The 15,013-nt window shown below is 59.5% G+C and carries 15 protein-coding genes, 4 pseudogenes and 1 riboswitch; of the genes and pseudogenes, 9 read left to right on the top strand and 10 right to left on the bottom strand.

The window, feature by feature from the left end:
• Positions 1-38 precede the first annotated feature (38 nt).
• Positions 39-323, top strand: coding sequence for a DUF309 domain-containing protein (locus NKH36_RS31415; protein ID WP_352965805.1), 285 nt, complete (start codon positions 39-41; stop codon positions 321-323).
• Positions 324-575: 252 nt separating this feature from the next.
• Here NKH36_RS31415 and NKH36_RS31410 read toward each other — a convergent pair whose 3' ends face one another.
• On the bottom strand, positions 576-995 hold the full coding sequence (locus NKH36_RS31410; RefSeq protein WP_352965808.1) for a hypothetical protein: 420 nt from the start codon (positions 993-995) through the stop codon (positions 576-578).
• 566 nt (positions 996-1,561) lie between these two features.
• A complete protein-coding gene (locus NKH36_RS31405) occupies positions 1,562-1,783 on the bottom strand; it encodes a hypothetical protein (protein WP_352965811.1) in 222 nt (73 codons plus the stop codon).
• Positions 1,784-2,003: 220 nt separating this feature from the next.
• On the opposite strand from NKH36_RS31405, the gene NKH36_RS31400 reads away from it, so the two are divergent.
• Both NKH36_RS31400 and NKH36_RS31395 read left to right on the top strand, forming a co-directional pair.
• Entirely contained in the window at positions 2,004-2,306 is a 303-nt protein-coding gene (locus tag NKH36_RS31400) for a DUF982 domain-containing protein (RefSeq protein ID WP_352965814.1), read from the top strand.
• 203 nt (positions 2,307-2,509) lie between these two features.
• Positions 2,510-2,758, top strand: coding sequence for a DUF982 domain-containing protein (locus NKH36_RS31395; RefSeq protein WP_352965817.1), 249 nt, complete (start codon positions 2,510-2,512; stop codon positions 2,756-2,758).
• Between the two features lie 234 nt (positions 2,759-2,992).
• Here the strand turns inward: NKH36_RS31395 and NKH36_RS31390 are convergent, their stop codons facing one another.
• Both NKH36_RS31390 and NKH36_RS31385 read right to left on the bottom strand, forming a co-directional pair.
• A complete protein-coding gene (locus NKH36_RS31390; protein WP_352965819.1) occupies positions 2,993-4,468 on the bottom strand; it encodes an NAD-dependent succinate-semialdehyde dehydrogenase in 1,476 nt (491 codons plus the stop codon).
• Between the two features lie 153 nt (positions 4,469-4,621).
• Complete coding sequence (locus tag NKH36_RS31385; protein ID WP_352965822.1) at positions 4,622-4,774, bottom strand: hypothetical protein; 153 nt, start codon at positions 4,772-4,774, stop codon at positions 4,622-4,624.
• Positions 4,775-4,945: 171 nt separating this feature from the next.
• Between NKH36_RS31385 and NKH36_RS31380 the strand changes: the two genes are divergently transcribed.
• On the top strand, positions 4,946-5,158 hold the full coding sequence (locus NKH36_RS31380; protein WP_019863204.1) for a cold-shock protein: 213 nt from the start codon (positions 4,946-4,948) through the stop codon (positions 5,156-5,158).
• A 245-nt stretch (positions 5,159-5,403) separates the two neighbouring features.
• On the opposite strand, the gene NKH36_RS31375 is transcribed toward NKH36_RS31380, so the two are convergent.
• Both NKH36_RS31375 and NKH36_RS31370 read right to left on the bottom strand, forming a co-directional pair.
• Complete coding sequence (locus tag NKH36_RS31375; RefSeq protein ID WP_352965824.1) at positions 5,404-5,871, bottom strand: Ros/MucR family transcriptional regulator; 468 nt, start codon at positions 5,869-5,871, stop codon at positions 5,404-5,406.
• 376 nt (positions 5,872-6,247) lie between these two features.
• Complete coding sequence (locus tag NKH36_RS31370) at positions 6,248-6,940, bottom strand: IS6 family transposase (protein WP_352965827.1); 693 nt, start codon at positions 6,938-6,940, stop codon at positions 6,248-6,250.
• A gap of 295 nt (positions 6,941-7,235) precedes the next feature.
• Here NKH36_RS31370 and NKH36_RS31365 point away from each other — a divergent pair, with 295 nt between their 5' ends.
• Positions 7,236-7,835, top strand: coding sequence for a cold-shock protein (locus tag NKH36_RS31365; protein WP_352965830.1), 600 nt, complete (start codon positions 7,236-7,238; stop codon positions 7,833-7,835).
• A gap of 1,026 nt (positions 7,836-8,861) precedes the next feature.
• Here the strand turns inward: NKH36_RS31365 and NKH36_RS31360 are convergent.
• A pseudogene (locus tag NKH36_RS31360) lies at positions 8,862-9,069 on the bottom strand (hypervirulence associated TUDOR domain-containing protein).
• A gap of 196 nt (positions 9,070-9,265) precedes the next feature.
• On the opposite strand from NKH36_RS31360, the gene NKH36_RS31355 reads away from it, so the two are divergent.
• From NKH36_RS31355 to NKH36_RS31340, 4 genes are all read left to right on the top strand, one after another.
• Positions 9,266-9,823 (top strand): DUF488 domain-containing protein, encoded by a 558-nt coding sequence (locus NKH36_RS31355; protein ID WP_352965880.1) that lies wholly within the window; start codon positions 9,266-9,268, stop codon positions 9,821-9,823.
• Positions 9,824-10,099: 276 nt separating this feature from the next.
• A complete protein-coding gene (locus NKH36_RS31350; RefSeq protein WP_352965833.1) occupies positions 10,100-10,549 on the top strand; it encodes a hypothetical protein in 450 nt (149 codons plus the stop codon).
• Between the two features lie 838 nt (positions 10,550-11,387).
• The gene (locus tag NKH36_RS31345; RefSeq protein WP_352965835.1) at positions 11,388-11,825 is read left to right on the top strand and encodes a Ros/MucR family transcriptional regulator; all 438 of its coding nucleotides are present in this window, start codon (positions 11,388-11,390) and stop codon (positions 11,823-11,825) included.
• Between the two features lie 133 nt (positions 11,826-11,958).
• A complete protein-coding gene (locus tag NKH36_RS31340) occupies positions 11,959-12,639 on the top strand; it encodes a transposase (RefSeq protein ID WP_352965837.1) in 681 nt (226 codons plus the stop codon).
• Between the two features lie 508 nt (positions 12,640-13,147).
• Here the strand turns inward: NKH36_RS31340 and NKH36_RS31335 are convergent.
• From NKH36_RS31335 to NKH36_RS31325, 3 pseudogenes are all read right to left on the bottom strand, one after another.
• Positions 13,148-13,565: pseudogene (locus NKH36_RS31335) on the bottom strand (Ros/MucR family transcriptional regulator).
• Positions 13,566-13,918: 353 nt separating this feature from the next.
• Positions 13,919-14,296: pseudogene (locus NKH36_RS31330) on the bottom strand (phosphomethylpyrimidine synthase ThiC); the annotation flags it as partial.
• 103 nt (positions 14,297-14,399) lie between these two features.
• A riboswitch (TPP riboswitch) is annotated at positions 14,400-14,516 on the bottom strand.
• 354 nt (positions 14,517-14,870) lie between these two features.
• A pseudogene (locus tag NKH36_RS31325) lies at positions 14,871-15,013 on the bottom strand (7-carboxy-7-deazaguanine synthase QueE); the annotation flags it as partial.

Below are 15,013 nucleotides of genomic sequence, written 5' to 3'. Positions count from 1 at the left end.
TTCGCGACCCCTTGGGTCATAGCTATCAAAGCGACGCTGTGAAAATCGTTGCCGTCGAGGACTCGCTCAACTCAGATGTGTTCCGATGGGGAATCGACCTTTTCAACCACGGCTATTATTGGGAGGCTCACGAGGCTTGGGAGCCTCTATGGCATGCTGCACAACAAAGCGCCCAGCATCGCCAATTCTTCAAGGGATTGATCCTGTTGGCAGCGGCCGGGGTGAAGATCCGCGAGGGAAAGCGGGTCGCTGCCGCGCGCCATGCGGCAAGAGCCGCGGCGCTTTTTCGTCGGGTGGCGCTTCTGCCGAGCCGGCCCTTTTGAGGCCGCACTCGGAATGACACCTGCCGCCCTCGCGGCAGAGGCCGAAGCGGCCACAATTTTCCCGACTGCCTTGCGAGAGCCGACGCCTGGCCTGCCTGAGCCCGTTTTCGATTTCATTCTCGCACCCAATTCCGGGAGCGGCTGATAGACGTCACCTAGCGTGCGGTTCAAGCTTCTTTCGTTACCTGGATGCACTGCTGGTCTGTCGGATTGACAAGGGCAGCTTCAAACCCTGGAGCAGTCGACCTACCGCTACGTCCGGCTCTGGCGGAGCACCCAAGGCAGGCGCCGTTTCCATCGTTGACCGCGCGGTAAAGGAATATCTTTCTGCCACCGCTTCGTCTTGCGGGTTCGTCTGCCTCCAGCCTGTGCGTTCGATGCTTCCGCCATCGGCGCTTCTTCAACCGTCGGCGGCTTAGGAAGCGATCCGTCGCACACGGTCACGTCCTTGGCATCGGATACGGCTACGCGGGTGGCGAGCATGGGCTGTGGACGAACATCTTCAGGAAAAATCGGCGGCGGCGCTTCAGCGGTAACACCATCGGTTTTTGCTTCCGCGACTTCGTTCGCGATGGAAGCCAGGTCGATGCCGCCCCAAATCGACTGTGGCCGCTTCACCAACCCACGCTTCTGTTTGATCTCGACGACAAAGGGTCGCTGCTGCTGCCTCATGGTACTCTCGGCGGACTTAGGGGAGTTGCGAACGTCGTCCAAGCGGATCGTGCGCCTTCGTCCACCCGCCCACACGCATTCTCCAAAGGTTTTCGAAGACACTGCCGCTGCCCAAACCACCACTCAAGCGGCTCGGAACCCGCAACCTGGCCCATGGCCGCGTCCCCGATCTCTTGTCCAGCTTTAAGCGCCATCGTGACGACGATCATTTCGCCGCCCAGGCAGTCGCCGTTGTGGAGCGCGTTGCCAAGCCGCAAAATATGCACAATGCAATGAAGATGGCCGCCACGCTGATCCATACTTCCATGTTCCCAATGACGTCGGACGCGTCCAACGCATTTTCGGAATCGGTCACAGGCGATCGATTCATGCTGTTGATGGACCTGCAGCGTCGGTAGGCCGGCCGGAGCCGCCGATCGTTGGCGCCACTTCAAGCTGGCGCTCGATCATATTGATCACCTGTCAATTACACAGATGCGCTCGCGCGGCACGCCAAGTCAGGGTACACCTCGTTGCGAAGCCGGATGAAATTCGGATCGGAACGGTCGCGAGACACTGTGTCAGGGTCATGGAGATTCGCCCGGGAGGGGATGCATGATGACGTGGCGATCTCCGAGATAGATTGCTTCCTCGAGGTCGTGCGTGACGATCATTGTCGAGTTCTTGGAAAGCTCGTCCTGCAAGCGTAGCCTGGTCAGCGCGGGCCCCAGCGGCTCGTCGGGCAGCAGGAACGCGGCCTTTGTCACGAGCCTGCGGGCGACCGCCACCCGCTGCGCCATGCCGACCACCGGTGCTTCCTGAAAAACGCGTCGGGCGGTCGAGACCCACCATCGCTTCCTTGCTAGAGGTCTCGAGGAGCTGCAGCATAGAATCGGCCTGCTGGTCGCCGAGGCCGCTTCTTTCCTCTTGAACCGTCATTGCCCTGACAACACATTGTGCAATCGTCGGCGGGTGTCGAGGAAGCGCCTGTTCATGCAGACCAGTCGTTCAGTAGGTCGGGAGGAACGAATGAACCCTGAGGCTTTCAGCAGCCCGGTTTTCGTGAAGCGTGCAACCTACATCGTGCAGGAGATTGCCAGCCTTGCGGACGCTATCGACTTCCTCAATGAATGGCCGGAAGACCGCAGGGACCCGATCCACGAAGCTACCCTCAGGGCCTGCTATGATGCATATGACGGGCGAAAACCCGTAAGCGCGGCACGCAATGCTTTTTTCGGCTTTGCGAAGCGGGCAGCCATATTGGAAGATGCAATTTCCGCCATGCAGTGGCTGGCTGCCTGCAAGTCGGCATGTGGAAAAGTACCGATATAGGGGCTGGCACGGGGCACGCTGAGGAGTGCATTGGTCGAGATTTCCCGGATAGCCGCAGAAGCAGGTCTCGACATTTGCGGCGCAATCCCACCATGAATCAGATACCGAGCTTCGATCGCGAGTGGCCGGGCTCGCGACCAACCGAACCGTTCGGCTGGGCAAAGAGTGCGACCTAGGGCTATTTGCCACGCAGGAGCGGAGAGATGACCGGCTTGAGCAGATTTGAGAGGCCAGTCGTTGTTCAAGTTGGCCACCACAGCTCAGAGCGGATCGTGTTCGAGGTCAATGACGCGGCCGCCATTCTGCTGCGTGATCTCCAACGTCAGACTGTAAAACGCAAGGCCGCGATGGATGCCTGTCTGCAGGTATTGCGCGGTGAGGCTTATCCGGCTGCTGCCCGAAGAGCTTTCGTGGCAGCCGCGATTGAAGCAAAGATTCTGCGCAGCGATTAACAAAGCTGGGCTCGGGAATTGCTGACTGACCATCGTCGGGACAGCTGCAATCATGATGGCGATCCCAACTTACCTGACTGCGGCACAAAGGCGGGCGTCGGCGCGAAGCTGACCTCGAGGCGAGAACGCGACAGTTTCAGCGGGTCCGGAGCCCCCGCCCATCGAGGATCGACTATGGTTCACATCTTCGAAATCGCTTGCACAGGCCGCTCCGCGAATTCGTACGCAGGTGCTTCAGATGCCGCCCATGCAGAGGTATTTCATCTCGAGGTAGTCCTCAAGCCCGTGGCGCGAACCCTCCCGCCCGATGCCGGACTGTTTCACCCCGCCGAAGGGTGCCGCTTCCGATGACATGCGTCCGGTGTTGATGCCCACCATGCCATATTCCAAGGCCTCGGCCACACGCCAGACACGCTGCAGGTTCGAGGCATAGAAGTAGGCGGCGAGGCCGTAGATCGTGTCGTTTGCCTCGTGCACGACCTGATCCGGATCGTCGAAGCGAATGATCGGGGCCAGCGGCCCGAATGTCTCCTCCTGCGCAATCGTCATCTCGCCGGAGACTTGGGTGAGGACCGTCGGTTGGAAGAATGTGCCGTCCTTGCCAAGGCGTTTGCCCCCGCAGTGAATTACACCGCCTTTTGCGACGGCATCGGCGATGTGCGATTCGATCTTGGTAAGCGCATGCCTGTCGATCAGCGGGCCGATGGCAACACCTGGATCAAAACCGTCACCAACCTGAAGCTGGCGAACCCGCTCCACGAATTTGTCGACAAATTGATCGTGAACGCCCGATTGGACGTAAAGGCGGTTCGCGGAAACGCAGGTCTGGCCGGCGTTGCGGAACTTGGCCTGGATCGCACCGTCGACCGCCGCATCGACATCTGCATCGTCGAAGACGATGAAAGGCGCATTGCCGCCGAGCTCGAGACTGACCTTCTTGATCTGGTCCGAGCACTGGCGCATGAGCAGCCGTCCAACCTCGGTCGAGCCGGTGAAGCTGATCTTGCGGACCTTGGCGTTTGTGCAGAGTTCGCGGCCGACGGCATCGCCCTCAGAAGCGTAGAGCAGGTTGACCACGCCTTCGGGAAAACCAGCCTGGTGCGCAAGGGCAAACATCGCACCGGCCACGAGCGGCGTCTGTTCAGCGGGTTTCAGCACGATCGTGCAGCCAGCCGCCAAGGCCGGCGAGATCTTGCGCGCCACCATCGAAGCCGGAAAATTCCATGGCGTGATCGTGCCGACGACGCCGATCGGCTGCTTGATCACCAGCAGGCGACGGTCCGTCGATGGCGGGGAGATCGTCTCGCCATAGATGCGGTTGGCCTCTTCGGCGTACCATTGCAGGTACGCGGCCGCATGCGCCACTTCCGATTTGGCCTCGGCAAGGGGCTTGCCCATCTCAGCGGTCAATATCGCGGCAAGGTCATCGGCGTGGTCGATGATCAGCTGATGCCAGCGCCACAGAACGTCGCTGCGTTCACGGGCCGTCAATGCCGCCCATCCAGGCTGCGCTTTATAGGCTTTGGCGATCGCAGCGCGGGTCTCCTCGACGTCCATGTCGGGAAGCTCTGCCAGCACTTCGCCCGTCGATGGGTTGAGGACCACAAAAGTGCGCTCACTGACTGGTTTGGCCAGCGCCGGCAGGCGGTCAAGGCTGCCAAACAGGTCAGGAGATTTGAGGTGGCGGATCAAAGGCGGCAGCAGCGGCATTGTCGATTCCCCAGAGGCTCTTGGCCTGTCCGGCCGGACGGACATCTACTGCGCACATGTGGCTTTTGCATAGGACCACCGCTCGCGAAAAGACGGGCGTCCCTTGGGGCCGGGTGGACCTGCCGCGGGGAAGGCCGACGGCCAGCTTCCGTCTTAACCGGCGAGGCTCGAACCGGCCGATAGCGTCGTCGTCGACAGTTCCCATTTGCCCCAAGCGATCACCTTCTCGTTGCCGTGGCTGGTCGCTCTTGCCTTCTTGCCCGCCCGTGTCGGGTATCGCATCGGGACCGTAAAGCGTGTCGTCACGTGAGCCCCTACGGGCGGACGCTGGACGGTGCCTGAGGCGTTATAGCCGCCGGTCAAACCGAGCCTTGCAAATTTCTCGTTTTTGCTAAGCCTAACGCAGAAGTTTCGGTTATGAATCGGGACTGGCCTGACGGCCTGCCCACATTGCAATGGTTACAAAGGAAAACGCATATGGCGACTGGAACGGTGAAGTGGTTCAACAGCACCAAGGGATTTGGATTCATCCAGCCCGACAATGGCGGTCAGGATGTTTTTGTCCACATTTCCGCCGTTGAACGAGCGGGCCTCTCGACCCTCACTGACGGCCAGAAGATCAACTATGAAATCGAACAGGACCGCCGCACGGGCAAGTCCTCGGCTGGAAGCCTCAGCAAAGCTGGCTGAATTTTCTATCGCCTGCTGGCAACGGCGGATGGACGCGATAGATCCCGTGTGGTCTGACGCCGCGTGACAAGATCGGGCGAGCGTGAGCTCGACCGGTCCAGCTTGATCAGCAGATTGCCGCAACCCCGCGCGAATTCCTGGGGAGCAAAGGTACGGCGGGTAATAGCCCCGCCTTTTCAGATTCCGGACCGATGCAGATCATGCCAATGGCAGCTGCGCGCCCCAGAACAAATCGATTGCTGAAATCAAGCTGCGACCTTCTTGCGGGTCCGCTTCGCCGTCTCAGGCTGTTCCGGCTCCGCCGGTTTGCGGCCGAGCCCCATCGTCTTGGCCAATGCCGAGCGCGCGGCGGCGTAGTTCGGCGCGACCATGGGATAATCCGCCGGCAGGCCCCATTTGGCGCGATAGTCGTCCGGCGTCAGCCCATAGTGGCTCGACAGATGGCGCTTCAGCGATTTGAATTTTTTCCCGTCCTCAAGGCAGATGATGTGGTCCGGCGTCACGGACTTCCTGATCGATACGGCAGGCTTGCGAACCTCCGGTTCTTCCGCGGAAACACTGGCGGCGGCCGTGCCTTTGAGTGCCGCGTGCACCTGGCCGATCAGGGTAGGGAGTTCGCCGACCGGGACCGGATTGTTTGAGACATAGGCTGAGACGACATCGGCGGTGAGCTCGATGAGGACATCGAAGGTGCTTTCGGCTTCTTCTGTCATGAAACTCTCCAGGTGGCTTGAAAGACAGTTGGCGAAGTGTCGCTACATAGTGGCGGTTGCCGCTGAAAGCAATAAAGCTCCGGCCGACTATTGCGATGCTCGTCCTGCACTGCGGTCAATCGCGACGAATTCCGCCATCTTGCGCGTATTGATCCCGCCGCGGTTGGCGCATCCAGGCTCGATGTAACATAGCGAGCGACCCCGAAACGCTGCCAAGCCTGGTCTCGATCTCTTCTATTCTGGAGACCGGCATCGATCATGTGGAGAATTCGACAATGGCCACCTCTGCGAGCCGAGCTGGCCGCCTGTGAAGCAGCAGGGTTCCGTCGCAAACTCCAGCTGAGGTCGCAAAGGCAGGTTGAGCGTCACGCGGCGCTCATGCGGCGAGGATTTCGAACTGCTTGGCAATGGAGGGCGTCGGATCGTAGGCAAACCTCCCCTGTCGTTTGCGCATCATATGAACCATCTCGATGCCCGAGAGGATAATTTCGGCCGTTGTCGTTGACTTGAAGCCGAGCATGGACCGGACGCGGCACTTGATCCGCCTATGATCCTGTTCGATGCGGTTGTTTAAATACTGGCTCTTGCGGATTCTGATCGGCTTCAGTGCTCGTCGCGATCGATCCCGCAGGCGATTTTCAAGATCGCTAGATCGGATGGCCTCGTGATTGGTCTGGCTGCCGTCGATGACGATACGTTCCGGCCTGCCATGGCGCTGCAGCGCCTTCCGTAGGAAGCGTTTGGCCGCCGGCAGGTCACGGTTCTCGCTGAAGAAGAACTCGACCGTGTCGCCCACGCTGTCGACGGCGCGGTAGAGATACATCCAGCGACCGCCCACCCGGACATACGTTTCATCAACGTGCCACTTGCCGGTGACCGGACGTTTTGTCCGGTTGAAGCGTTCAAGCAGCAGCGGCGAAAAATCCCAGCGGTGGACAGTGGAATGGTCGACGTGAATGCCGCGCTCGGCCATCATCTCTTCCAGATCGCGCAGGCTGAGATTGTAGGCCAGATACCAGCGAACGCACAGCAGGATCACGGATCGATCAAAATGGCGGCCTTTGAACATGACAAACTCCCGAAAAAAAGAGCAAGCGTCATGCAGCAAATGACCTTTCCGAAAAGTTTGCGACAGAACCCCGCCATGGCCTGACGGAATCACGCCGCCCCACCAAACCGCCACCCACCCTAACCCGATACACCCGAGTCATTTCGCCGCGTCCGCCGCCCGTTTTGCCCCGGCTACCAGGCACTTGGCTAGGCACTGAGCTGCGGCCATCAAGGCCATTTGACATCAACGCGTGGCCCGATAGAGATTATCTTGACGGTTGCGCAGTGCGCCATCCATGCCAGTCGAGATGATCATGGGCAAATATCGAGACCATCGCGAGCCACGCCGGCATCGCAATGACGATGGCCCCGTTTCCTTTTTGGAACGGACTTCCGAGCCAAGCTACTTTCAGCACCCGGCGACCGTGACCGCGGACCCTGTCGACGCCGAGGTATTGTGGTTCACAGTCAGCAAGGGTTTTGGCTTCGTCAAACTGTCGGACGGCACGGAGGCCTATCTGCACGTCCGAGTGTTAGAGGCGGCCGGAAGCCGGGATGTTGCCGCGGGGACGCCGCTCAAGGTCACGGTCGAAAAAAGTCCAAAAGGTCATCAAGTCGCGCAAGTGCTGGAGATCGGCGATCAGATCGCGGAAACTCCGTCACATACGCGCGTCGCTGGAGGGACCATCGTCGAGACGGGTATGGAGCTGGAGAGCGGGGGCACGGTAAAGTGGTACAATCCCGAAAAGGGCTTCGGCTTCATTGCACCTGACAACGGTGAGAAGGATGTCTTCGTTCATGCCAGCACACTGACCCGCTCAGGGCTCAGCGTGCTGGTGCAGGGACAGAAGGTGTTTGCCAAATGCGGGCAAGGCAAGAAAGGCTTGGAAGTCCGGAGCATTCGCCTCGCTTAGACGGCGACATCGCCCATGGCCCGGAACTGCCGCTCATATAAAGAAAAAGCAGCTGCCGAGAGGAGATGGCAGCGGGCTTGATTTGAAATGCATTGCGGAGGAGGTGCGCCGCATTCGGCGTCCGCATCTCATCTGCGAGGGGCAAAGGCGTACCTGGGCCGGGCGTCATGGCCGGATCTGCCCAGAAAGAAAAATCCGCGCAGGCTCTGCTGAGACGAAGTAGCTGGCCCCGCGAGGCATGACCCTATTTGGCATAGGCATTTTCGAAGAAGATGCTCTTTACAAGAACCTGCCATGGGCAGCTAATCATTGTGGGCTCAAAGAGGCGATGGTTGGGACCACGGGAGGAAATGATCGATGGACTACCAACTTGGTATTCGCAATCAAGATGACGATCAGCCTTACGAGCTTACATCCTTCGCCAAAAGCATGGCCTGACTCTCCCGATTGCGGATGCCGTACTGTTTGCAAAAGGGCCGTCTCGAACGGCGTGTGACACTGCTGCTTTGCCTTTCCTCTGCGCCATGCCCACATATGCCAGGAAACAATCGGCGCGCTAGTTTTCGTCGAGAAGTTAGTGAAGCGTGGCGTAAGTCCGGTTCGCCTGGCAGGTTGTTGATACGGCAGGCCGCCTTCACCATGTGGCCGGCCGTTCATGCCTTCGGATGCTAGGCCCGGCCTCTCCCCAAAGCCACTCCGGCATCTCCCGTTCGAATTGATGACCTCGATGACGACATATCGGTCGGTTTCGGCGCTCCGACATAAGCGGCTGAACTCGCGTTGGCGCTGAATGTGGCTTTCCCCTGATGGCTGCAAGTCCAGCATTTCCTGAACATGTTCTTCATGCTGATCATCATGCGGGCAGGCCTGCAGATCCTGGCCGATCCTCCACGGTCTATTGGGGCCGCGACTGCACGCCGGGGAGCCGCTTTCTTTGATCGATCGAGTCTGGCGAAAGCGTCGCTGAGCTTGGCGCGAAGCGGTTCGGGCGAAGGAGGCTGCGTGTTGGTGGGCATGGAGCTACCGTCAGTCGCGAAGTCTGGTGAGCGCCGAACCCTTGTGGAAGGCAATATGCTCGGTCTTGCTGTTGTATTGCGGCGCTGCGGGCACTTGCATGGTGCGTGTAGCCATTGACCTCGAAATCGCGTGTGTGCACGCGAACGATCGTGCCACTGACGCGCCCGGCTTCCGAATTCCAGCTCACGTGATCGCCGAGTTCGAATCTATCCGCCATGAGGCTCATCTAGGGTGACAGGGATTCTCGCGGAACCAAGACGCCGTTCCGCATCGGATGCCGCGATCGAACGATGATCCACCACTCAACCTTCGCGCTCGTTCCAGTGAATCGCTTCCCGGTGCAGGGCTTTTTGATCTGGAAGCTAAACCGGGTACGATCCGCGCCGAGGTGGCAGGTCGCCATGCGCGGCTAGATTGGAACCGAAACGAACAGCTTCTTCACCATAGGCCATTCCACGCGCACGATCGTCAAGTTCGCCGAACTGCTTGAGGAGTCTCGTGTCGATTTCGTTGTCGATGTGCGCTCGATGCCGCGTTCGCGCATGAATCCGCAGTTCAACGGCGAAAGCCTTCCGGGAGCGTTGGTGCCGTGGCGGATCCGCTATGAGCATATCGCTGCACTTGGTGGCTTGCGAGGCAAGGCGCGTGGGTCGGGACCTTCCCCCAATAGCTATTGGCGCGTAGGCAGCTTTCGCAACTACGCCGACTATGCGCTGACCGAGCCGTTCGCCAAAGGCTTGGCGCAACTGCGAGAGCTTGGCAGCCAGCATCGCTGTGCAATCATGTGCGCGGAAGCCGTCTGGTGGCGCTGCCATCGCCGCATCATTGCCGACTACCTGCTCGGAGAAGGCGAACGCGTCATGCACATCCTTGGGGCCGGTCATGTCGAGGAGGCCAGCGTGACGCCCGGCGCTGTCGTGCGCGAGGATGGAACGATCATTTATCCTGGGGAGCATCTCCTCGGGAAGTAGGCATCGATCATCGCCAGCGGTACGGCCGGTTCAGTTTCCTTTGATTGCCCCGAGCGCATGGTCGACGATCGTTTGCGCGCTTCTCGATACCTTGCGCGAGAACATTCCGGACCTTCGGCCGGAGGAGGTCGTTCACTGCCTTCAGGTCGAGACGTCGTCTTGGCCGCATGCTGACACAGGATGGCATAGCACCCGATGCGCAGGCCGGTGTCATCGCTGCGACTGTGACCATCCTTACCCACCTTCTAACGGGGCCGGTTCGAGGCCGACGATCCCTTGCGCGCCAAGCTGGAGGCCTATGAACTCGCACTCGACGAAGCGTGCATGAGGGCCCTGGAGACCGATGCCGCGGCGCAGATCCACACCCTGTTTCAGAAGCATCGCGCGGCGATCACGCGCCTCGGACCGGAGCGACGCGCCACGTACAACCAGCTACATGCCGTGACTCGTTACGAAGAGCCCGGCATGCTGGACCTTCCGGAAACAATCGCCGTTCCTCTCCCGGCGGACGCCGTCGATGCGCCGGGCCATCTTTTTGTGGACCAGGCCGGTGCGTTCAACACCAAACTCAATGGCTGGGAAAAATCCGTGCTCGCAGAGGAGCGCGACCGCCCTGACTTTCTTTCCTGGCTCCGCAATGGCAATCGCCTGCCGGGGTATCCTGACTTCATCGTGCTGCGCGGCACAGTCGACGGCATGGTTCGGGATTCGGGCGCATCGAGCTGATCCGGGTCGCGGGCGAGCAGATCAGACGACTTGACCTGAACGATCACCGTGTACGAACGGCTGTTCTTCCCACCGTCAATCCGGACGAGCTGGACCGACTCTTCGACCAGCAGAACTGACCTTCATCGAACGCGATTTCACGGTGCTTGAGAATGTGTCCCTTACGATTCTCTTGCAGCTTTCCCGATAGGCGCCCTTCGCTAGCTGGTTCTGTGCCGACGGTTACGCGCGGGCTTCCGGAAGTACTGTTATCGGCCGTCAGGGATCCTTGGTCACCGGCGCGGCCTAGTCCCGACCGGTCGCTCCCGCGCCAGGGCGTGGCCGGTTCGTTCATTCTCCCTGTCGTTCTCGTGTCCTGACGCATCGATGGCCAAAAGCGCGGCGGCGTCAACAGCCCGCCCGCCCCACCGGCTCACGCCGGCCGTATTGGCCGCTGACCCTGCGGTGACCCAACCCGCGCCACCCACCGCAAGGGCAATTGCCGCAACTGGAATCGAAGAGGTCAGTGGCAAGCGACAGCGAGCACGCCGCGCAGGCGAGGCATGCAAGCGTCATCAGCCGTTCTTGAGACACGTTGCGCCTGAACACGCTGTTGGCACGGCAACAGTCAAAACTTAACGTCGGCGTATTCGAAAATCTCGACTTTTACCGTCGCTAAAATTCACCGCGCTTCCGTAAGCGGTTGCTCTCCGGTGACAGCTTCGAGCGACGTGCCTCTCGCCTCCGTCATATATCGATAACTGTTGGTGGACGCCGCACAATGGGGTGCGATTGCAGACATCGCGTGGCTACTCTATTCTCGGCTTTTGTGCGATTTGTCTGACTTGGAGGAAAAACGTTGGCTGAGGGTGAAACAAGCAACGCGTTTGTTGAGCTAACCGCCGAAATTGTTTCGGCATATGTGTCCAACAATCCGGTTCCTATGGGAGAACTTCCCTCTGTGATCGACCGGGTATACCGGCCGTTGAACTCGTTGCCGTCTGGTGCCCAATCCCAACCAGAGGCAGAGCCGTTGAAGCCGGCGGTTCCGATCAGAAAATCCGTGACGCCGGATTTCATCATCTCGCTGGAAGACGGCAAGAAGTTCAAGTCTCTCAAGCGTCACCTGGCTACGACCTATGGCATGACACCTGCCGACTATCGTGCGAAATGGGGACTGCCTTCCGACTACCCCATGGTTGCGCCGAACTACGCGGCAACTCGCTCGTCTTTGGCAAAGAAGGCGGGCTTAGGCCGAAAGGCCCAGCAAGTTGCAAAACGGAAGCCCAAAGCCTGATCGAACGTTTCCGGCAAAGATCGCTCCTTCACTCAGGGAAAGATCTGCACCGAAACAGGGAAGCGCCTGGACAGAGCGGCTCTCTTCAGCAGTGGTTTTCCTATCTAATTGGCATGTAATCAAGGAAGAAATTATGAGGCGGCAAACCCGACCGTTTATTGTGGAAGTCAAGCAAAGGCGCGGCTATCAAAAACGCGACAATTCCATTTGGGGCGACATGGATCTCTCGTCTGCTTTCGCCGAGACAACACGGCAACTCGAGGAGATGGACACGTCAAACCGTCAGTTTGTTGATTCCAATATCGTGACCTTTAATGCTGAACGTTTGGACCAGGCAAAAGTGGAGCATCACATGGCAGAGACCGAGCATACTGAACCGTTAAACGCCGCCACGAAAGGCGCTGCGAACATCGAGGCTCCAGAGACGAAGAAAAAGAGCCGCCCGCCGCGAAACACAAAGACGGATTTGAGGTCGCCTGCTCGTAAGAACGGCGCCTCATCCGAGGCCAATAAGGGGGTCGGATCAGTGCGGCTCGGCCGCAAGGTGTACTCCGAAGAGGAGCGCGTCCAAAAGCTCAGTCAAATCGAAAAGTTGCTCGGTGGCGGCACTACGCTCAAGAGCGCCGTTAAGCAGGCCGGCACAACGGAGCAGACCTATTATCAATGGAAGAAGAAGGCCGCGATAGCCGCGCCAGCCAGTGACGATCTCAAGGATCTTCTCGCCCTCGAGGAAGAAAACAACCGGCTGAAGAACCTGCTTGCCGAACGTCTGCGCAAGGAGAACGCGGAACTGAAAAGACGGCTGGGGCTGTAACAAGGCAGTCTCAGCCCCACGGGTTTGAACGGGAGCGGCGCCGTCGCCGCGTAGGCTTTGCAGAAAAATCGGATTCGGCCGCTTTCTTCTTGAAGCATCGCCGGCTCCTCAAAGGCGCGGACGTTCATGCGGCAGCTCTTACATCCGCCTGTTCAGCCGATCGGCCGATCGGGCGAACCCGCCAGCAAATTGCGCACTCGGAGTGCCCTCGGGGCCACTTCTAAAGAATCTGGTGCTCGCCCCTTGCTGCCACGGCATATACAAACCTGGTCGGTCGCCAGGCGGTCGTCGCTTGGCAACAGGGCCAGATCCGGTGCCGATCGGGTGCTTGCCTCGATCACTCCAACACTCGGATCCGGCTCGAGCTTTCGCCAGAGGGGCACGCACAACCTATCTCACCAGCAAAAGAGTGGTAGAGACGTGCAGGCAGCGGCTGTGGGCACGAGATCAAGAGATGCATTGGCCCGGGCTTCGCGCGGATCCTTTTTGCAGACACCGTCTGTTCGCGTCACTTGGGCTTACGGCCGAGGCCCATTGTCTTGGCCAAAGTCGAGCGCGCGGCGGCATAATTCGGCGCGATCATGGGATAGTTCGCCGGCAGGCCCCATTTGGCGCGGTATTCGTCCGGAGTCAGACCATAGTGGGTCGACAGATGCCGCTTGAGCGACTTGATTTCTTTCCGTCCTCCAAGCTGAGGATATAGTCGGGCGTAACCGACTTCCTGATGGGGACGGCAGGTATGAGAGCCTCAGGCTTTTCCGGCGTGCTGCCGATCGTGCCCTTCAACGACATCAGCGTTGAACTCGATGAGGGCATCGGTTGCGTCTTCCGGCACGCTGCATGAACCTGGTCGATCAGGGCCGGGAGTTCTCGACCGGAACCGGATTGTTCGACACATAGGCTGAGACGGTATGCTCCTGGTCAATCTAAGGCAGCTGACAAGGGTTTCGTTGATAATGATGCCAGCCGCGGAAAGCAATGAAATCCAGGCCTCAACACGATCCTTTTCGAACCTGGGGCCCGTGGGAGATTGCTGCGGGCACGGCCTTGCCAGCCGATTGTTTCTCACCAACTGTTCTCGACCAAGTTGTCGGGAGAACATGAACCAGACCGCAGGTCCAACGACCAGATCTTCCTGGCGGCGTCAGGACACGCAGCACACCACCCAGGTCCCGTCATTGCAGCTTTGTCACACTCCTGCTTCGCGGCGCTCGCCGGAGCTTCGAAAGGTCGGCTGTCTCCAACCTATGAGGAATGCGGCCTTCCGCACCTCGATGGGCGAGAGACGCGTTATATTACCGGCCTTGGCCCTGAGCGGCTGGTTGCGAACGGGAAATTCCGGCGTCAGGCGCTCGCCAGCCGCAAATCCGTTGTCTTCCGGTCGGACATGGCGGCCGTCACAGGCCTCGACATCGCCGCGCGCCAAAATCCATTCGTGGCGAAGTCGGGCTAGGCCTTTTTCGATGCTGGTTTCGACAGTCGGATCCGTATAGGGCCCGGACGAATCGTAGACCGTGACGGGCGGCTCGCCGGCCGTCGGATGGACGGAGATTTCGCGCATCGGCACCCTGATCTGCGGGTGGATGGCACCCGGCCTATGGATTTTTCGCGAGGCGGGCAGCGGTCCCGTCGACACGGCGGGGGTGAGGGCATTCATCTTGAGGCTCCTTTGCTCATGCATTGGAGACCCAGTTCTGTGCCGGAAGGATGAAAAGACGCTTTGGCCGCCTGTTCCAAACAGGACTTCGGGCGCGAACTCCCGCAAAGCGCTTGCACCGTCCCTACGCCAGTATGAACTGGATCAGGTTCAACGGGTCACTGCGCCGCGAAAGCCAGCAGTATCTCAGCCCCTTGCCGGGACCCCCCTGGTGAATGGGTCGAATTGAACGGGCCGGCGCTATCTTGTCAAGCGCATTCGGCCGTGGCGACGGTGGGCGGCCAATCAAATCGGGCGGAAGGGCTCGCCATGGGTCGCGGAGAAGTTACCGCGGGAGAGTAGGCAGGTGTGGCCAAAGCCGCATTTGCCTCGTCAAACTTGATGTGACATTGACGTCGACGGAACTGCTGCGGTTCAATGATCTTAAGCCGTCAATTCCTGAACCCGATGGATTACTTCGGAGATTTTCACGAAATTCACGAAAATTACTATAGCAGGTGGCCCGAACGAAGTGCTCCGCAACCGGAATAGGTCGCCTCGGCCAGGCGCATTCCAGCTACCAGCACTGCGCGGGCTAGACGCCCCTTTTGTTGCCCCAGAGCAGAACATGAAGCTGCGGCAGGACGCGTGCCTCAAACCATCTTTCACGAGCCACCGTTTCCACCAGCCATTCCATGCGTTTCATTATGCCGTCCATGTCAATGAGCGCTTCTTCGT

The organism is Mesorhizobium sp. M1312 (genome assembly GCF_040318115.1).
In the GTDB taxonomy this organism is placed as follows: domain Bacteria; phylum Pseudomonadota; class Alphaproteobacteria; order Rhizobiales; family Rhizobiaceae; genus Mesorhizobium.
The sequence above is the reverse complement of the archived record's forward strand: the minus strand, read 5'-3'. Positions and strand labels throughout refer to the sequence as shown.